At 55.2% G+C, this 19,065-nt stretch carries 13 protein-coding genes and 1 riboswitch; of the genes, 12 read left to right on the top strand and 1 reads right to left on the bottom strand.

Annotation, left to right across the window (positions count from 1 at the left end):
- Positions 1-88: 88 nt before the first annotated feature.
- Entirely contained in the window at positions 89-709 is a 621-nt protein-coding gene (locus CSQ89_RS10530; protein WP_099406119.1) for a c-type cytochrome, read from the bottom strand.
- Positions 710-895: 186 nt separating this feature from the next.
- Here CSQ89_RS10530 and yihA point away from each other — a divergent pair, with 186 nt between their 5' ends.
- The 12 genes from yihA (at position 896) to CSQ89_RS10590 (ending at position 18,713) form a co-directional block, all read left to right on the top strand.
- Positions 896-1,501, top strand: a complete 606-nt coding sequence (yihA, locus tag CSQ89_RS10535) for a ribosome biogenesis GTP-binding protein YihA/YsxC (RefSeq protein WP_099406128.1) — start codon at positions 896-898, stop codon at positions 1,499-1,501.
- Between the two features lie 278 nt (positions 1,502-1,779).
- Positions 1,780-2,163 carry a response regulator gene (locus tag CSQ89_RS10540; protein WP_099406120.1) on the top strand — a complete coding sequence of 128 codons (384 nt, stop codon included), beginning with the start codon at positions 1,780-1,782 and terminating at the stop codon, positions 2,161-2,163.
- 27 nt (positions 2,164-2,190) lie between these two features.
- A complete protein-coding gene (locus CSQ89_RS10545) occupies positions 2,191-2,556 on the top strand; it encodes a response regulator (RefSeq protein WP_099406121.1) in 366 nt (121 codons plus the stop codon).
- 11 nt (positions 2,557-2,567) lie between these two features.
- The gene (locus tag CSQ89_RS10550; protein WP_099406122.1) at positions 2,568-3,083 is read left to right on the top strand and encodes a chemotaxis protein CheW; all 516 of its coding nucleotides are present in this window, start codon (positions 2,568-2,570) and stop codon (positions 3,081-3,083) included.
- A gap of 101 nt (positions 3,084-3,184) precedes the next feature.
- Positions 3,185-5,425, top strand: a complete 2,241-nt coding sequence (locus CSQ89_RS10555) for a methyl-accepting chemotaxis protein (protein WP_199065416.1) — start codon at positions 3,185-3,187, stop codon at positions 5,423-5,425.
- A gap of 76 nt (positions 5,426-5,501) precedes the next feature.
- Positions 5,502-11,618, top strand: coding sequence for a hybrid sensor histidine kinase/response regulator (locus tag CSQ89_RS10560; protein ID WP_158228957.1), 6,117 nt, complete (start codon positions 5,502-5,504; stop codon positions 11,616-11,618).
- A gap of 143 nt (positions 11,619-11,761) precedes the next feature.
- A riboswitch (cobalamin riboswitch) is annotated at positions 11,762-11,955 on the top strand.
- Positions 11,956-12,127: 172 nt separating this feature from the next.
- The gene (locus CSQ89_RS10565) at positions 12,128-14,023 is read left to right on the top strand and encodes a TonB-dependent receptor domain-containing protein (RefSeq protein WP_158228958.1); all 1,896 of its coding nucleotides are present in this window, start codon (positions 12,128-12,130) and stop codon (positions 14,021-14,023) included.
- A gap of 386 nt (positions 14,024-14,409) precedes the next feature.
- The gene (gene cobT / locus CSQ89_RS10570; protein ID WP_099406125.1) at positions 14,410-15,465 is read left to right on the top strand and encodes a nicotinate-nucleotide--dimethylbenzimidazole phosphoribosyltransferase; all 1,056 of its coding nucleotides are present in this window, start codon (positions 14,410-14,412) and stop codon (positions 15,463-15,465) included.
- Positions 15,466-15,482: 17 nt separating this feature from the next.
- Positions 15,483-16,085, top strand: a complete 603-nt coding sequence (gene cobO, locus CSQ89_RS10575; RefSeq protein WP_099406130.1) for a cob(I)yrinic acid a,c-diamide adenosyltransferase — start codon at positions 15,483-15,485, stop codon at positions 16,083-16,085.
- The gene (locus CSQ89_RS10580) at positions 16,082-16,951 is read left to right on the top strand and encodes a cobalamin-binding protein (protein ID WP_233203059.1); all 870 of its coding nucleotides are present in this window, start codon (positions 16,082-16,084) and stop codon (positions 16,949-16,951) included. The genes cobO and CSQ89_RS10580 overlap by 4 nt, the downstream gene beginning before the upstream one ends.
- Entirely contained in the window at positions 16,948-17,940 is a 993-nt protein-coding gene (locus CSQ89_RS10585) for a FecCD family ABC transporter permease (RefSeq protein ID WP_233203061.1), read from the top strand. The genes CSQ89_RS10580 and CSQ89_RS10585 overlap by 4 nt, the downstream gene beginning before the upstream one ends.
- Complete coding sequence (locus CSQ89_RS10590; RefSeq protein ID WP_099406127.1) at positions 17,937-18,713, top strand: ABC transporter ATP-binding protein; 777 nt, start codon at positions 17,937-17,939, stop codon at positions 18,711-18,713. Before CSQ89_RS10585 ends, CSQ89_RS10590 begins: the two co-directional genes overlap by 4 nt.
- Positions 18,714-19,065: the final 352 nt, after the last annotated feature.

Genomic DNA, 19,065 nt, shown 5'->3' on the forward strand with positions numbered 1-19,065 from the left:
GAGTCCAGTAAGCAAATTCAAAGGGGTGGCGAGGCCACCCCTTGGGTATATCGGGCCGGGATAAAACGCCCGGCAAGCTGCCTTCTACTTAACGCAAACCTGCAACGTACTCAGCAACTGCCTTCATATCTGCATCAGACAACTTGCTAGCTATTGGCTTCATGATCGAATTTACCCGTTCACCGCCACCCTTGTAGTCCTTCAAGGACTTCTCGATATACGCAGCATGCTGGGAACCCAAGCGCGGGAACTGGACCGGCAGCCCAGCACCGCTAGGCCCGTGACAGGCCATGCAAGCGGGCAGGCCAGTTTCGCGATTGCCACCGCGGTAAATCTTTCTACCCGCTTCCATCAGCGCTTTGTTCGTACCTGCGCGTTCCTTGGGCTTCTGTTCGCCAAAATAAGCGGCAAGGTTCTTCATGTCGGCATCAGACAGCGAAGCAACCTGCCCCATCATGATCGGGTTCTTACGTTCCCCCTTCTTGAAAGCAGCCAACTGCGCATACAAATACTCCGGATGCTGCCCAGCCAGGCTTGGATTGGCGCTGGCGGCGCTATTGCCATCAATACCGTGGCAAGCGGCACATACCTGCTCAACGACCGCTTTACCCTTGGCCGGATCAGCCTTGGCTACCGGTGCAGGCGCTTCCGAGGCAAAGGCCAAAGAAGCCGCGAAGCCAAGCAAAATTGCCAGCGCGCTACGTTTCATAGAGGTAACTCCTTGATGACGATGGGTGCGGCGATTTCGCCGTCGTTGCTCTGTTTTGATAAGTGTATTGCGAAAACCCTGAGGCCGATGGGTAGCCCGTCGAGCCAAAGTCTTGATTCAAACCTGATATTCTATCCGAACCTGCAGGTGCCGCAAAAGGCACATACCATAACGAGAATTGCTCCCATGTCGCTGTTCAGTCAACTTCGCTTCCATACCACCGTCAATGAGCTGCATATGCTCCCGCAAAACGGCCTGGAAGTTGCCTTCGTCGGCCGTTCCAATGCCGGTAAATCCAGCGCGATCAACACCCTCGCCAACCACACCCGGCTGGCTTTCGTTTCCAAGACACCGGGTCGAACTCAACATATCAACTATTTCGATCTCGGCGGTGAACGCTTTCTGGTGGACCTCCCTGGCTATGGTTATGCCCAAGTACCAGAGGCGATTCGCGCCCATTGGCAGCAATTACTGGGTAATTACTTAGCCACCCGACCCAATTTGATCGGCCTTGTTCTGATTATGGATTCACGTCATCCACTTAAGCCACTGGATGTAAATATGCTCGACTGGTTTTTACCAACCGGCAAACCCGTCCATGTATTACTAACGAAATCCGACAAATTGACACGCCAGGAACAAACCAAAACTTTGACGCAAGTACGTCAATCATTGGAAAAATGGCCCAATTGCTCGGTACAACTATTCTCAAGCCTAAAAAAACAAGGCACGGAAGAAGCCGAAAAAATGGTTGGGGATTGGTTCAATCAAGCATCCCAACGCCCAAACTGACCACAATACGGGAACTAACTTCCATTTTTATGACTCTTAATTCTCAGGTGTATGCACACCTCCCGCTTCCCCTCCCTGAGCGGGACCCGGCCGATTATACGTGCCGGTATTTCAGGCCCCAGCCTTCCTCCCCTTTGGCTGGGGCATTTTATTCGTTTTATGCGGAACTCAAACTAATCTTCTGTTCTGCCGGATAGTGATTTGATTGTCATTGTGCTATGTTAACGTTTGCTATTCCGGTGTCCTATCGCACGGAAGGGGCAAAAGGAGACAGGCCGATGCAGAACCTCGCCGGCATTAAGGTTATGGTGATTGACGACAGCAATACTATCCGCCGTAGTGCCGAGATTTTTCTCGGGCAGGCGGGTTGTGAGGTCATTCTGGCCGAAGACGGCTTCGACGCTTTGGCAAAAATCAGCGACCATCATCCGGACGTAATTTTTGTCGACGTAATGATGCCCAGGCTGGACGGTTATCAAACCTGTTCGCTAATTAAAAAAAATCCAAAGTTTAAATCCACGCCGGTCATTATGCTGTCCTCGAAAGACGGTCTGTTTGATCGAGCACGCGGCCGTATGGTCGGCTCGGATGAATACCTAACCAAGCCATTCACAAAAGACAGTTTGCTACAAGCCGTGGGCGCACATGCTGCCCACACCTAGTGCAAGCACCAAAGGACTGACAAACGCATGACTATCAAGAAAATTCTGATCGTCGACGACTCTCCGACTGAACGCCACTTCCTGGGCGAGTTGCTGACCAAGAACGGCTTTCAGGTAATGACACTGGAAAGCGGTGAAGAAGCCGTGGCCCGCGTCAAGGAACTGATGCCAGACCTGATTCTGATGGATGTAGTTATGCCGGGCCTAAATGGTTTTCAGGCAACACGCACCATTTCCAAAGACGATGCGACCCAGCACATCCCCATCATCATGTGCACGTCCAAAGGACAGGAAACCGATATCGTCTGGGGCAAACGCCAGGGTGCACGTGGCTATGTCGTTAAGCCGGTGAATCCCGAAGAACTGTTGCAACAGATCGCCGCACTCGGCTAATCGGATAAGCCATGGCCAAGCGCGTCAGTCTTCGCGAATTTCAGGAAAGTGTGGTTGCGCGGCTTAAATCGCTGCCTGCCACACATACCGCCACGACCAAGCTGGGCATTCAGGTTGGTGATTCTTCATGGCTGGTCGATCTCACTGATGTAAGTGAGGTACTGCCGGTGCCTGGCATGGCGCATGTACCCTTGACTCGTCGCTGGTTCAAAGGGCTAGCGAATATTCGCGGCAACCTTTTCAGCGTGGTCGATTTACCTGGTTTCCTTGGAGATGAACCCGTTAAAGTTTCAGCCGCAAGCCGCTTACTGTTGATTCATTCACGCCACATCATGAATTCTGCTCTGCTTGTCAACCGTATGCTGGGATTACGGAATGTACAGGACATGGAAGAAGTAGCGCCGGCAGACCCCGCAGTGCCTTGGTGTGGACCGACACGACGGGACGCAGATGGCCGGGAGTGGCGTGAATTGCGGATTTCGGATTTGGTGCAGCAAGCACCCTTTCTACAAGTCGGTACTATCTAAGAGGCTTCACGCTCGTAAGCCGTTAAGTTAGTTACCTGAACACACGGCACCTGGCTCCTCCGGAGCCGCAAAAGACATTAGTAACTGGGAGATTGGCGAATATGGCGCTGCTGGACAAAATGAAATCGCGCGGCGGCAAGGAAAAAGCCGCAGGTGCTAACCACGGTGCGGCCACCGCTTCGACTCAAGGCGGCATGTTGGCCAAATTGAAATTCTGGTCATCTTCATCAGACTCCAAGCAAGAGAAAGCTTACGATCCGCTTAGAACGGTCTCGATCCTAGACCGCATACGTCCACAAGCCGAGGCGGATGGAGGTAGCCCGCTGCCTTTAATTGGGCATTTACCGGCTCGAACCCAAATTCAAATCTGCTTGGTCACCATGGTGGTCTTCGTCATCTTGTTTGCTGTGACAACCATCTTGATGGTGCGATCCTCCGGTCACGATGCTATCTACCGCGCCACCTCAACCGAAATGCAGATGCTTTCGCAACGGATGGCTCGCTCCTCCGCCCAGGCCATTCAGGGTAATGCCGAAGCCTTTTCATTCCTCGACGAAGCCTACAATCAGTTTACTCAAGAACTGACTCGCCTCGTTGATGGCGGTGATGGCCTCCCTGCTTCCGGCGGGGCAGCAGCCGGTATTCTCTCGAAGATCAAGCAAAACTGGGATGAGAACTTCCGGCCTAGCCAGAAAAAACCCACCGTTGAGACCATTCTGAAACAGAAGGACACCTTGATTTCGGTGACACGGAGCGTGAATGACATCAACCGTAACGATGCCAAGCTCTTAGAGCTGACTCAGCAGCTTGTGTCTCTACTTTCCGAAGCAGGCGCATCCGTTCACGAAATAGAGTTGGCCAACCAGCAAGTGATGTTGTCTCAGCGTATGGCTAAAAATGCCAACGCCATGTTGGCAGGTGAAATCATCAACCCTGAAGTCGTGTTCCTGCTGGGTAAAGACACCAATACGTTCCGCGATACCCTTACAGGGATGCTCGACGGTAGCGAAGAACTCCGTATTCCTGCCGCACGCAATGCTGAAGTAAAAGATAAGCTTGTCGAAATTCGTGATCTGTTTAAAGACTTTGAAACAGTGGTGGGTGCGTTCTCACGCAACATGCAGAACTTGGTCAATACTCGACTAGCCAATCAAACTATCTATAAGGAAAGCGAAACGCTACTTAAAGATACGCGCGCCTTGACGGATGCTTATGAAAAACAAGCAAGCGGTATTCTTGTCATCGTTCTGGAAATTGTCTTCGCAATCTTGGCCTTCGTTGGCCTGTACGGGCTGATTCGTGTGTACAACGGCGAATCGCAACGTCGTCGTGCCGAGATTGAAGCGGAAAACAAACGGAACCAGGAAGCCATTCTGCGTCTGCTGAACGAAATGTCCGACCTTGCCGACGGTGACTTGACAGTACGAGCCTCCGTGACGGAAGACCTGACTGGCGCTATCGCCGACTCGATGAACTACACCATTGACGAGCTGCGCAGCCTGATTATCGGTATTAACCGCGCAACCGATCAGGTGACGGCCGCTTCCCAGCAAGCCCAGGCAATTTCTGGCGAGTTACTGCAAGCCGCCCAACGCCAGTCTGAAGAAATTATCGACACTAACGAAGTGGTGCAGAACATTGCCCGCTCAATCAACGGTGTGTCCGGTACAACAGCAGAGTCCGCCCGAGTGGCCCGTCAGTCGCTGGAGGCAGCAAACAAGGGTACCGAGGCTGTACAGAACCAGATCAAGGGTATGAACGAAATTCGTGAGCAGATCCAAGAGACAGCCAAACGAATCAAGCGCCTTGGTGAAAGCTCACAGGAAATTACTGAAATCGTGGAGTTGATCTCGGACATTACCGAGCAAACAAACGTTCTGGCGCTGAATGCTGCTATTCAGGCAGCCTCTGCAGGTGAAGCCGGCCGCGGGTTTACAGTGGTGGCCGAGGAAGTGCAGCGACTAGCTGAACGTTCTGGCGAAGCTACCAAGCAGATTGGCGCGATTGTGAAAACCATTCAGGCCGATACGCACGATGCCGTAGCCGCCATGGAAATTTCAACCCAAGGTGTGGTGGAAGGTGCCAAGCTGTCTGATGCGGCAGGTCAAGCACTGAATGAGATCGGTCAAGTGTCGAACGAATTGGCCGGGCTGATCCAGACGATTGCGCAAGCAACTGAGTCTCAGCAACAACTGGCTGACAAAGTGGCGGTCTCGATGCAGGATATTCTTCGCATTACAGAGCAGACCACCGCCGGTACCAAGCAAACTGCGGTACAGATTGGTCAGCTAACGGGTCTGGCCGCCGAACTAAAGGGTTCGGTCGCGGGCTTTAAGCTCTAATCTGCTCCTGGCCGCCCTGCACGTCTGACGGCAAGGCGGCCGGCTCTTTTAGCCCTCTCGCGGAATGACAATACTGATGAGCGCGCACACCGAATTCGACCTGGGATCACTTATTTGGGTCAAAGGTGAAATTGACCAAGCCTTGGAAAAGGCACGTCAATGCCTGGACAAATATGCTGCCAAAACAGATGCGGCAGAACTGAAATTTGTTCAAACCCATTTGCACCAAGTTCGCGGTGCAGTTGAAATGGTCGGCCTTTCGGGCGCAGCCCGCTTTGCCGAGGAATTGGAAGTCGCAGTGGGCGCGGTTGAACGTGGAGAAGCAAGTCCCTCTCTGCTCAGCTTGATTGCCGAAGCTGCCGCAAGCCTCAGCCAATACCTGGAAGCCCTGGTTAATGGTTCACCCGACCTGCCCCTTAAGCTATTACCTGCCTATCGGCGGGTACGCGCGCAGCGTGGTGAAACACAGGCCAGTGGTGCCGACCTGTTTTTTCCTTCTTTATCTGCCGAGTTACCCGCTCAACTATCCGTTACAAAGCGCAACGATGCAGATCAGCTTGCCTATCTGAAAGCAGCCCGTTCCAGATTTGAAGCAGGTCTGCTCAAATGGATCAAAGGTGACACCAAAGATGGCAGTCTTTGGATGGCGCAAGCGTTGTTTGGTGTTGCCCGTAGCCAATCCAGCAGCTTGCAACGTGGCTTTTGGTGGGCATCTGCCGCGGTAGCCGAAGGCATGATGGACAACAATGTCAAACTCGATATTGAGTTGAAGCAGCTGTTTTCCCGTCTAAACCAACAATTAAAACGGCTCACAGAAGGCGGCGGCAAGGTTGCCGAGCGCTTGTTCCGGGATGTGCTCTATACCGTCGCACATCTGAATACACGCAGCGCCCAATGCGCAGCTGTACGGGCAGCGTTCGAACTCGACAAGCTTTTACCGTCTGGCGCACTGGAAGATGATGCCCAGCAATTGGCTACGCTACAACTTGTACGCGAGCTGCGTGAGCTTGTCGCACAAGCCAAAGACAACTGGGCCCGCGTTGGTAGCGGTAGTACAGACCGCCTTCCTATATTTCAACAGCAGCTTACGGATTTACGCGGGCATAGCCAGCGGGTACAAATAGCCGGCTTTGGCGCACTTTCCCAAGCGGTGGGTGAAGTATTGGTATCGCTAAAGGGTGCACCCACCGAATCCGTAGCCCTGGAAGTCGCCACAGCAATGCTGTTGTTGGAAAATGCATTGCTGGTTTACCCAGAACGCTCATCTGATTTTGCCGCCCAATCCGAAGCCATGCAGGATCGATTGCGCAACGGCACAGTGGGGGAACTGGATGTCAGCCTACTCGACGAGGTGTCTCGTCGTGCCCAGGAACGCCTGCTGATGATGCAGGTTGCCCAGGAAATCCAAACGAATCTCGCCCAGATCGAACAGATTCTGGACGACTTTTTCCGTGATACCAGCACGCGTTCTGAATTGGTAAGCACAGATGCGCCAATTCGCCAGATTCGTGGTGCGTTGACAATTTTGGATGAGCAAGATGCATTGGCACTGTTGGATGCCTGCGCAACAATCATCCGTAACTGCCAGTCCGAAGATCATCAAGCTGCCGCTGGAGATTTGGAATTTCTGGCCGAAGCGCTATCAGGCCTGGGTTTCTATATCGACGCCCTGAAGCGCGAGGAAGAAGATCGAGCCAGGCTGATTGCACCTTGGCTACAAAAGATTGGCTACGTCGTAGCGCCCGCAAAACTTGCAAAGGTTGATGAACCTAGCGCGGCCGAACAGGTAGCTGCTGAATTCGACACCCATAATGAACTGGAAGAAGAAGTAAGTCACCCTGCTGTTGCCGCAGTCCCCACCCATCCAGCGCCAGAGCCAGCTCCTACGCCTGAGCCCGCACCACCAGAGCCGGCCGCCAGCCAAGCTGTTAGCGAAGCCGCTGTTGATGCAGAATTGCTTGAGGTCTACCTAGAAGAAGCAGTCGAGGTATTGGCTACGATCGACAGCCATGTCCTGATAATCAAAGAATCTACAGGAAATAAAGACGCACTTACGGTCATCCGCCGTGGTTTCCACACGCTCAAGGGCAGTGGCCGCATGGTAGGCCTGAATCAGCTCGGTGAAGTAGCCTGGGCGATTGAACAGGTTATGAATAAGTGGCTGCAAGATGAAAAACAGGCCTCGCCCGCTCTGTGGAATCTATTGGAAAACACTTCCGTACAATTCGCCAAATGGGTAGGCGAGCTGCAAGAGAGCGGTACAGCCAAGGTCGATGCAGCAGCCTTGTTTGCTGAAGCTGATCGACTAAGAAATGGCGAAGATACTGACAGTGCTGAACAGCCAGCACCAGCACCAGCACCAGCACCAGCACCAGCACCAGCACCAGCACCAGCACCAGCACCCACGGTAGCACCGCTAGCTGAAGTAGCAAGCGTCGACAGTATCGAAGAGGTGATCGCGCCACCGAGCACCATCGCGTTTACGCCAGCCGAGCCATTGCTTGAAGTGCCCCAGGCAAACAGTGTTGATGCACTCAGCCTGGATCTCCCTGTGTTGCCAGAGGAAACACCGGCCGCAGCCGAAGCGGGGGCGCTAGATTTCGATATTGGTATAGAGGAAGCGCCTACCCTCCAGTCGGCCCCACTGGTGTTGGACCAACCAGAACCTTCATCCGATGCTCTTGAAATACAGATCGGCTCTATCAGCATCTCGAAATCTTTGTTTGGCATTTTCCTTGATGAAGCTTACCGACATTTTGCTACGTTGAATGCAGCATTCACCGACTTCAACACCGGTGGCAAAGTCAAAACAGCATTTATTCACGCCGCCCATACATTGTGCGGTATTGCCAATACAACAGGCTTCCTGTCGCTGGGCGAACTTGGATATGGCATTGAACAAGCATTGATTGCTTATCAAAAAGCCGGCGTGCCTCCAGTTCAAGCCGACTATGACACCTTGTCGATGGCGATCGACAAGGTTGGCGTCCTGCTGAGTCAAATCAGTCGCTATGAAGCACCACAGGACGAACCACAGACTATTGCCATGTTGTTGGCGCTCTCAAATCGTTTGAAAGACGAAGTAGCGCATACCAGTACGCTGCAGCCTATCTCCAGCGCTGATATCGCGCCGGTAGTGCCCCCTATCATCAGCGAGCCCGAACTCGCCCCAATCGAAACTATCGACGAGGCGCTGGCGCTTGATTTTGATTTGGATGCGCCATTGGATCTGAGCCTGGATGACAGCCAGCCAATTCCAGTAACTAACTTGGCCCTACCCGATAGCGACGCATCGGATGAGTTGGTGTTGAATCTCGATTTCCTGGAGACTGAACCGACCAATACCGCTGCCGGCGTAGCAGAAGCCAGCGCGCCAGATCTTGATGGCCTGAATCTGGATATCGAATTGGATGACCTGGGTATTTCGCCCGAGGAAACCAATGGGCAAGTGCCAGTCATTGTTGAAGATGCGCTTCCGTCACTTGAAGCCGCAGACGACATCGACCTATCGATCGAGTTACCGGAATCAATCGAGACCCCGCTAGCCGACTTACCGCCAGCAGTCGAGGACAACGAACCCGATTTCCTCTTTGATGCCGACGTAGAGATCACCTCGCCCCTAGCTGGCAGTAGTTCAACCGCCATCGATGCTCCGGTAGTCATACTAGATAAGTTGGGAGAGGATGAACTTGCTGCCATGCCGCTGGCGCCGGTTGATGAAGCTATTGTCCTGGAGGCAAGCTCAACCCAGGAGTTCGTTCCTGCCTTTGAAACACCGGTACTTGAAGCTTTATCGATACAAACCTTCGCCACGGCCTTACCCGAATCCGATGCCGCGGAAGCGCCCTCTACGGTTGCGGAGCCCGATGGCATCGGGAGTATCGCCGCACTGGGCAGTGGCGACCGGTTGGCCGACATTTCTGTACACGATGAACTGGATGAGCAACTGCTGCCTATCTTCATCGAAGAAGCGCAGGAGTTGCTGCCACAGATTTCGGCTGACCTACGTGCGCTGCGTGATGCATCCTCCCGGCACGATGCACTGGAATCACTCAAGCGGGTGCTACACACCCTGAAGGGTAGTGCGCGGATGGCAGGCGCCATGCGTCTGGGTGAAGCAACTCATAACATGGAAACCCGGTTGATCAACGCTGCTGAAGCTTTGGTGCCGGCGCTGCTTGATGAACTCGATTTGGATTTCGACGTCATCAATACCCTGCAGGATCGCCTGATCGCTGGCGAACCGGTGGTGGAAACTGATGAAGAGCTTGATCACCCTATTGCAGCCGCCGTCGGTGCAACAGCACAAGCACCGGAAGCCGCCGCAGCCCGTGCAGCACCACAAGCGCTCGGCTTGGTGGATACAGAAGCCGGGAAGAGCACAGTGCGTGTACGCGCCGACTTGGTTGACCGTTTGGTGAACCAGGCTGGTGAAGTATCGATTTCTCGCACACGCATCGAATCGGAAATGCTGGCACTCAAACGCTCGCTCCTAGACCTGACCGACAACGTTGGACGTTTGCGCGGCCAGTTGCGTGAAATTGAAATCCAAGCTGAATCGCAAATGCAGTCCCGCATGGCGCATGCCAGCGATATGCCCGACTTCGATCCGTTGGAATTCGACCGTTTCAGCCGATTGCAAGAGTTGACCCGCTTCATGGCCGAAAGCGTGAATGACGTCGCGACCGTGCAGCACAATCTGCTGAAGAACCTAGACGAATCAACCGCCGCCCTGACCCAACAGGCGCGCATGACACGTGACCTGCAGCAGGAGCTGATGCGGGTACGCATGGTGCCGTTTTCTTCAATCTCCGAACGTCTTTACCGTGTGGTACGCCAGACAGGTAAAGACACCGGCAAGAAGGTCAACTTGGAAATCAGGGGTGGCCGGGTAGAAATCGACCGTTCCGTGCTGGAAAAGATGATGTCACCGTTCGAGCACATGCTGCGGAACGGGATCGGTCACGGTTTGGAAAGTACAGAAGCCCGTCTCGCTGCTGGTAAAAACGAATTCGGCGAAATTGTTGTCGAAGCGCGCCAGGAAGGTAACGAACTGGTCTTGACCCTCCGCGATGATGGTGCGGGCTTGAATCTGGAACGCATCCGTCAAAAGGGCATCGAGCAAAAGCTGATAGATGCAGACGGCGAATATACCGACGCCCAGATCATGGCGCTGATCTTCGAGGCCGGCTTCTCCACTGCCAGCCAGGTAACGCAGCTATCCGGCCGCGGTATCGGTATGGACGTGGTGAAGACTGAACTTGAAGATCTGGGTGGCCGCGTAGACGTTGCTTCTGAAGCAGGCCGTGGTACGACATTCACAATCCATCTGCCACTCACACTTGCCGTTACCCAGGCAGTACTGATCAAGGTTGGGGCGCACCAATATGCCATTCCTTCTGTGATGGTGGAACAGGTGCAGGAACTGAAGTTAGACCCGCTTCAGCAACTCTACCAACGGCACCAGCTCGAATGGATGGGGAACGTCTATCCCTTCCACTACCTGCCCCGTTTGATTGGTGATTACGATACCCAAGCCGAGCAAAAACGTTACAACACCATCATGTTGTTGCGTTCGGCAACAAATCGCATCGCCATTCACGTCGACGAACTGGTGAAGAACCAGGAAGTGGTTGTGAAGAACATCGGCCCGCAACTGGTGCGGGTAGCCGGGGTGGCCGGTGCGACGGTGCTTGGTAATGGCGATATCGTGTTGCTGCTCAACCCACTTGCACTGTTGCAACGTCGTGCCGACGCCCCGGTAGCTGACTTCGATACAGCCATGGCTGCCGGCACACCGGCACCGGTGGAACAGCTTCAAGCCGCGCCTATCGTGATGGTGGTCGATGATTCCTTGACCGTACGTAAGATCACTGGCCGCCTGTTGGCTCGTGAAGGTTATCAGGTGGAAACCGCCAAGGACGGGGTGGATGCCCTGCAGAAACTGCAGGATGTTCGTCCAGCAGTCATGCTGCTTGATGTGGAAATGCCACGGATGGATGGCTTTGAATTGACGCGGAATATGCGCGCCAATGCCGATACCCGCGATATTCCAATCATCATGATCACTTCGCGGACAGCGGATAAGCATAAGAACTACGCGTTTGAACTGGGCGTCAATGCCTTCCTGGGCAAGCCTTATCAGGAAGACGAATTGCTGGAACATATCCGCAAATTCACAGGTGAGGCATAAGCCAGCCCGGCTTAAACGCAATCCCATCCTAGACAAGACGCCCCGTTATTCAGACGGGGCGTTTTACTTTTCCTGTGCCATTAACCGAGATGGCAACTGCCACTGACCCCTAGCCCTGCACGCACAACATCAGCAACTGCTGTTAGAATCGCCGCCTCCAAGGTGCCGACCCTAAACCGTCGGTTAAACGGGAAATAGGTGTGAAACCTGTGCTGTCCCTGCAACGGTAAGCAAGTGTGGGTTGATCAAGCAAGCCACTGTCGCTTTTTAGAGCCATGGGAAGGCGATCAATCAAGTCTTGCAAGCCCGGATACCGGCCTTTGAGTGCTGCCTCCAACTTGGCGTACGCCCATATTGGCCACCCCAAGAAGCAGGCAGATCATTGACGCGCGGCAGGGTGCACGCAGCGGGTTTGAGCCAGCGGCTGCCTGTCGCCCAAGTTTATGCCTGCCGTAGTTTCCCTGTTGCCTACTCTCGTCGTTACACGAGTTTGGTTTCAGGAGACCTCCATGCTGTCCCGCACTATCCATCCCTTTGCAATAACGCTGCTTGCCACCAGCCTCCATAGCCTTAGCGCCCCTTACATAGAGCGTGCCGATGAAGTCATTGTCACCGCTGCCCGCGTACCCCAAACACAAAAGGAAGCCATAGGCGACCTTACGGTGCTCAACCGGGCCGACCTCGATACCTTCCGCGGCCAGACATTGGCTGAAGTACTTCCTGCTCAAGCAGGTGTGCAGTTCACCAATAATGGCGGGCCGGGCAAGGCTAGCAGCTTGTTTTTGCGTGGCACCAATGCCGGCCACACCATTGTATTGATCGACGGCATACGCTTTGGCTCGCCCACGCTGGGCAGCGCATCGTTACAACATTTGCCGGTCGATCAGATTGAACGCGTTGAAATCCTGCGTGGCGCGGCAGCAAGTCTGTATGGATCGGACGCCATTGGGGGTGTGATACAAATCTTTACCCGTACCGGCAAACAGGCCAAACAACCAGCCATCAGCCTTGGGGGGGGCAGCCATGGCAGCCGTAACCTCAGCGCACACGTGGGTGGTGAAGTCGATACAACGCGTTATACGATTGGATTTGGCTACAGCGAAACCGATGGCATCAGCAGCATCGCCAATCCAAGCAACCCCAACTACTACGCGGACAAAGACAGCTACCGCAACGGCAACCTCAGTGCATCGCTAAGCCACCATGTAAACGATACGCTCGAACTCGGTGCCAACTTGTTCTATGCAAAAGTGCGTAGCCAATATGATGGATCGGTCTACGACAATGCCTTCAACCCTACCGCCCAAGCCTTCGACTATCGCGACAACGGTGAGCAAGGCAGCATGAACTTATGGACTCGCATGCAGTTTAACGATACTTGGCAAGCGCATTTCAGGGCCGGAACCAGCGTTGATAGGGGCACGAACTTTACGCCGCAAGCGTATGACAACCTCACCGACAAACAACGCAGCATCAACTCACAGCAACAGACATTCAGTTGGCAGAACGAAATCAAAGTCGGCTCTGGCACCGCCCTGGTAGGCCTGGAAACGCTGCAACAGAAGGTCAGTGGCGATACCGCCTACGCAGTCAGCCAACGACGCATCAATAGTCTATTTGGCGGCTATCTGACCAGCCTGGGCCCACTGCGTCTGCAAAGCAATCTGCGTTACGACAAAAATTCCCAATTCGGCGATCATGCCAGCGCGCAACTCGGGGGGAGCTGGCATCTGAACCCCACATGGCAACTGGGTAGTAACCTTGGCACGGGTTTCCGTGCGCCTTCATTCAACGACCTGTACTGGCCCGGCTCGGAAAGCCCCGATCTGAAACCGGAGACATCGTTCAACCGCGAGGTGTTCACCCGCTTCAAAGCAGACAACCTACAAGGTGGCCTGACCCTATACCGCAATACCGTGCGCGACCTCATCGCCTGGGCCCCTACCTCGCCCGGCAGCACAAACTGGAAGCCCGCCAATATTGGTCGTGCCCAGTTAACCGGTGCAACCCTAAGCCTCGACTGGCAGTCACAGCAATGGATGGCAGGCGGCCACTTCGACTGGTTGGATGCCAAGGATGCTTCGGGCACCAGCAGTGACGGCAAACAATTGGCACGCCGCGCGCGTCAGGTAGGTGCTGTCTATACCGGCATTAAATTCGGCAAACTTGATGCCAAGCTTGAAGTACAGGCGCAGGGCAAACGCTTTGATAATGCGGCCAATACCGTACGCTTGGCGGGCTACAGCCTGGTCAACCTCGCCGCAAATTGGCAACTGGCCCGCGACTGGCAGTTAAGCGCTCGCCTGAACAATGTCTTCGACAAGGATTACGTGCAAGTCACAGACTATGGCACGCTCGGACGTAATGGCCTTATCAGCCTACGTTGGCAACCCAAAGGCGTTTGATACCACCTTGGTGAGAGGCCGATACGTACCAAACCTAGCATCAGCCAGCCAAATTCACCGCAAAGTCTGGCCGGCAGTATGGATATTTGGCTACCCTAGCGCCTTTCGTCTCACAAAGGACCTGGCCGCGATATGAACCGGTCTAAGAACCGGTTTACGATCTTACTGCGCAGCTGTGACCAGGGCTTAATGTGTTTCTCGAAATCCTCATGTACCCACTTATATTCCAGTTTCTGCGCTGCGCTTCACCCTGCTGATAGCTGTTCGTGACAGATCGAAAACCGGTTCTAAGGAGCACAGTGAGACTAAAACAGTGAACCGGTTCTGACAGCCACTGACATACCGGTTCCAATGTACCCATACAATCCAGAAACCAGGAAACTCCTATGCAAGGAATGTGGTGGCAAGCCCCAGCACACGCTGTAAACGAAACCGCCCAAGCCGCTGCCGCCACCCGGCAGCATAACCTCACCAAACCAACCGGCGCGCTGGGCGATCTTGAAGGTATTGCAATCCGCCTGGCTGGCTTGCAGGGGAGGGAATGCCCTTTATTGTCCCGTCCCTGGATCAGTATTTTCGCGGCAGACCATGGCTTGGCTGCCGCTGGTTTATCGGCTTACCCACAAGCCGTCACCGCTCAGATGGTGGCAAACTTTGCCCATGGCGGGGCAGCCATCTGCGTACTTGCCAAGCAAATCCAAGCGGGGTTTGAAGTCATCGACGTCGGTGTGGCGGGCGATACCAGCCACCTGCCCAACGTAATCCAAGCCAAGATCGGCCTCGGCACGGCCAATCTGCTCGAACACCCCGCCATGTCCATGGATGCCCTGCACGCAGCGTTGGAGGTAGGACAAGCTGCCGTAAGACGCGCCCAAGCCAACAAAGCTGACTGTTTTATCGGCGGGGAAATGGGAATTGGCAACACCAGCAGCGCCAGTGCACTGGGCGCAGTGCTTATCAATTGTGAAGTCGCCGAGCTCGTCGGCCCCGGTTCGGGGCTGGACCCAGCAGGGGTGATTCGTAAGGCAGGTCTCCTGAGTTCTGCATTGCAATTACACGCATCCCGGCTCGCTAGCCCGGCCAGCATGCTGGCTACCTTGGGTGGTTTTGAAATCGCCGCACTGACAGGTGCTTACATTGCCGCCAGCCAAGCCGGAATACCCGTATTGGTGGATGGCTTTATCAGCACTGTCGCTGCACTGGCGGCATGCAAGATGAACCCCAGCATCACACCCTGGCTCCTGTTCGGGCATCAGTCCGCCGAGCCCGCACATGTCCGTCTGCTGTTTGAACTCGACGGCCAGCCCCTGCTAAAGCTGGGCTTACGCCTGGGCGAGGGCAGTGGTGCCGCCACCGCCTTCCCCTTGTTGCAACTGGCCTGTGCATTACATAGTCAGATGGCTACCTTTGCCCAAGCCGGTGTCAGCAACCGGGACGTGTGATCGCAGACGAGAAAATCATGACTGAAGACAGCATACGCAACGCCCGCCATACCGATCGCATGGCGCGCAAAAAAGCACTGATCGACGCCCATATTGCCGAGGCCAATATCGACACCGGCATTCTTGTCGTGCTCACCGGCAACGGCAAGGGCAAATCGTCGTCAGCCTTTGGCATGGTGGCGCGCGCTATTGGCCATGGGATGAAAGTAGGGGTAGTACAGTTCATCAAAAGCCGTACCGATACCGGAGAAGAGGCTTTTCTCGGCAAGCATTGCGAATGGCATGTCATGGGCGATGGGTTTACCTGGGACACCCAAGACCGAGAGGCAGATACCAGAAAATCAGAACAGGCCTGGGAAGTTGCACACCGCATGCTTGCCGACCCAAGCTACGAACTGGTTGTGCTTGATGAACTGACCTATTGCCTCAGCTATAGCTACCTCGACAGAAGCCGGGTAATAACCGACCTTGAGTCCCGTCCCGCCATGCAACATGTGGTGGTAACCGGCCGTGCTGCCGCCAAGGAGCTGTTGGACATTGCCGACACAGTCTCGGTTATCGAAAACGAGAAGCATGCCTATACATCAGGGATTCGGGCACAGAAGGGAGTGGAGTGGTGAAAACCTTGTGTCGGGGCATGTTGTTGTGGCTGCTACTGGGCGCCGCCCATGCCGACATCAGCGTGCAAGACGACCAAGGCCGCACCGTACGTTTGGGCAAGCCGGCACAACGCATCATCAGCCTGGCCCCACACCTTACTGAAGACCTGTTTGCGATTGGCGCGGGACCAAATATCGTGGGCGTAAGCAGCTATAGCGACTACCCGGCTGCCGCCAAGAAGATCCCAGAGATTGGTAGTTACAACCACTTCGACTTGGAACAGATTCGTACCCTCAAGCCTGATTTGATCGTCGCATGGCCCGGCGGGAATCCTGCTCGCCAACTGACGCAACTGGAATCGCTGGGTATTGCGATCTACTACGACGACCCAAAGAAACTGACGGATATTCCGCATGTGCTGGAACGGCTGGGTGTATTGACAGGGCGAACCAACATAGCAGAACAAGCCGCCGCCCAGTTACGCACACGTACTGCGACGCTGGCTAAATACCATGCCGGTAAACGCCCTGTGCGCGTGTTCTATCAAGTGTGGGATAGGCCGCTGATGACCATCAACGGCGAGCAAGCCATTTCGGACGTCATGCGACTTTGCGGTGCAGTAAACGTATTCGCCGAATTACCATCGCGCGCACCGACGGTGGATGAAGAAGCCGTACTCGTCGCTAACCCGGACCTGATCGCCACCAGTGGCGACAGCACCGCCAAGAATACATGGTTACAACGATGGGCGCGCTTTCCACGCCTGAAGGCAGTCGCCCGCAACCAACTTTACATGCTGCCACCCGACCTGCTCAGCCGCATGGGCCCACGCTTGGTGGACGGCGCTGAAGCGCTGTGTGCCGCCGTCGATAAGGCGCGGCAGTGAAAGAACACACGCATCTTACCCGCCAGCGGCTTGCCCTGATAATGGCCGCCTTGTTGCTGCTAACCCTAGTGCTGCTGACTATCAGCCTTTGCCTGGGCAGCACCGCCTACCGACCCTGGCAGCTATGGCAATCAACACCCGATGCCCAAATGGCGCGCGACGTTGTGCTGCAATTGCGTCTGCCACGCAGCCTGGCAGCTCTGGTGGTTGGCGGCTTGCTCGCCATGGCTGGTTTATTGCAGCAAATATTGCTACGTAACCCGCTGGCCGACCCGTATGTCCTGGGTACCTCGGGTGGCGCAAGTGTAGGCGCGCTAGCCGCTTTGCTGTTGGGGGCAAGCAGCGTGCTGGTCTCCTTATCGGCTGGAACGGGTGCATTGGCCAGCACCTTGCTGGTCTTTGCCCTGGCCCGGCACGATCATTCCAGCCAGCAGTCGCGCCTGCTGCTTACCGGTATCGCGGTGGCATCCTTCGCGGGGGCGCTAAGCTCCTTGTTGCTCAGCATCGCGCCAGACGGGCTCTTACGCGGCATGGTGTTCTGGATGCTGGGAGACCTTGCCGGCGCCCCCTGGCAAGTGGCTGGCTTGGTGTTATTGGGTTTGCTCATCCTGCTTTGGCCGTGCGCGCGCGATCTCAATATCCTCAGCCATGGCCAGCAGGCCGCCCATGCATTGGGTAGTCAGACCCGCCAATTACAATGGCTGCTGTATTTCGCTTCGTCGATCGCCACCGCAGTCGCCGTTACCAGTGCCGGCCTCATTGGCTTTATAGGCCTTATCGTGCCCCATGCCTTGCGGCTTGTGCTGGGCCAGGACATTCGCCTGCTTTTACCCGCAACCGTGCTCGGCGGGGGTTGTACGTTGCTCGCTGCGGATATCGTTTCCCGTACTGTGCTGGCCCCACAGCAGCTGCCTGTCGGCGTGGTGACTGCTTTGGCTGGCGTACCCGTGTTCCTCTGGCTGTTACAGCGGCGCGGGCGGCAACAATGAGCCTGCTTGCCACCAACCAACTGAGCATACGACAAGGCCAGCGTACACTTTGCCATGCCCTTGATATCAACATCAAACCCGGTGAATGCTGGCTGGTATTGGGAGAAAACGGTTGCGGGAAAAGCACGCTGCTGGCCGCCCTGGCCGGCTGGCATGCGCCACAGGCAGGCAAAATCAACCTGCACGACAAACCCCTACCAAGCTGGACAAGCCAGGAACGTGCGAAGCGGATGGCGTGGCTGACCCAGCAAGATGACAGCGCCTTTCCGTTAACGGTGCTGGAAAAAGCCCTGACCGGCCGCCACCCGCACCTGGGCCGCTGGGACTGGGAAAGCACCGATGACATCGCTTTGGCACAGCACCAGCTGGCACGCCTTGACTTGGTGAATCTCGCCGGACGGGACCTTGCCACGCTGTCAGGCGGCGAACGCCGACGCGCCAGCTTGGCTGCCGTGCTGGCCCAACAAGCCGAACTGCTATTACTGGATGAACCACTGTCGCAACTCGACCTTCGGCACCAACAGCAAGCGCTGGCGATATTGCGTGACGAAACCAATGCAGGCCGCAGCCTTGTGCTGGTCAGCCACGACCCCAATCACGCCCACGGGTTTGCCAGCCATGTATTGCTATTGTTCGGTGACGGCCGCTGGTTGGCCGGGCCCGTGCAAGAAACACTAACCGAAGCCAACCTCAGCGCACTCTACCGGCATCCAGTGCGCAGCCACCTGGTCGATGGCCAACCGTGGTTTCTACCAGGGCCGCACGTAGCCTAAACCACAAAGGGTGCCATCAAATCAGGCAGCGCCGATATCCCGCTTTACCAGCTGCCGGTGGGGAATCGGCAATGGCGCTTGAGCAACACTGGCTTAGGATAGGGACTGATTTGCGCAATGCGAAGAAGCTAACCCATGACACACAACTAGCTGAAAAGCTGACGTAGTGGGCAACCCAAGGTTCCGTTCACGCTATCCGCCTTCCTACCCATCCTTTTTAAATCTGTGACTGATGTTACGCAGTAGCTGCGAGAAGCAGCTGTAACTGATCATAAGCCGCGCGGGAGGCGTTGATCAGTAACTTGCGGCAAAGTGCGAATGGGTTCTTCTGCGTCTTGATGCTCAGGCATTC

Origin of the sequence: Chitinimonas sp. BJB300 (assembly GCF_002735695.1) — a bacterium.
Taxonomy (GTDB): domain Bacteria; phylum Pseudomonadota; class Gammaproteobacteria; order Burkholderiales; family Chitinimonadaceae; genus Chitinimonas.

Excerpts from the sequence above, each read along its gene's own strand:
- CSQ89_RS10530 (WP_099406119.1), bottom strand. The coding sequence starts at position 709 with ATGAAACGTAGCGCGCTGGCAATTTTGCTTGGCTTCGCGGCTTCTTTG.
- yihA (WP_099406128.1), top strand. The coding sequence starts at position 896 with ATGTCGCTGTTCAGTCAACTTCGCTTCCATACCACCGTCAATGAGCTG.
- CSQ89_RS10540 (WP_099406120.1), top strand. The coding sequence starts at position 1,780 with ATGCAGAACCTCGCCGGCATTAAGGTTATGGTGATTGACGACAGCAAT.
- CSQ89_RS10545 (WP_099406121.1), top strand. The coding sequence starts at position 2,191 with ATGACTATCAAGAAAATTCTGATCGTCGACGACTCTCCGACTGAACGC.
- CSQ89_RS10550 (WP_099406122.1), top strand. The coding sequence starts at position 2,568 with ATGGCCAAGCGCGTCAGTCTTCGCGAATTTCAGGAAAGTGTGGTTGCG.
- CSQ89_RS10555 (WP_199065416.1), top strand. The coding sequence starts at position 3,185 with ATGGCGCTGCTGGACAAAATGAAATCGCGCGGCGGCAAGGAAAAAGCC.
- CSQ89_RS10560 (WP_158228957.1), top strand. The coding sequence starts at position 5,502 with ATGAGCGCGCACACCGAATTCGACCTGGGATCACTTATTTGGGTCAAA.
- CSQ89_RS10565 (WP_158228958.1), top strand. The coding sequence starts at position 12,128 with ATGCTGTCCCGCACTATCCATCCCTTTGCAATAACGCTGCTTGCCACC.
- cobT (WP_099406125.1), top strand. The coding sequence starts at position 14,410 with ATGCAAGGAATGTGGTGGCAAGCCCCAGCACACGCTGTAAACGAAACC.
- cobO (WP_099406130.1), top strand. The coding sequence starts at position 15,483 with ATGACTGAAGACAGCATACGCAACGCCCGCCATACCGATCGCATGGCG.
- CSQ89_RS10590 (WP_099406127.1), top strand. The coding sequence starts at position 17,937 with ATGAGCCTGCTTGCCACCAACCAACTGAGCATACGACAAGGCCAGCGT.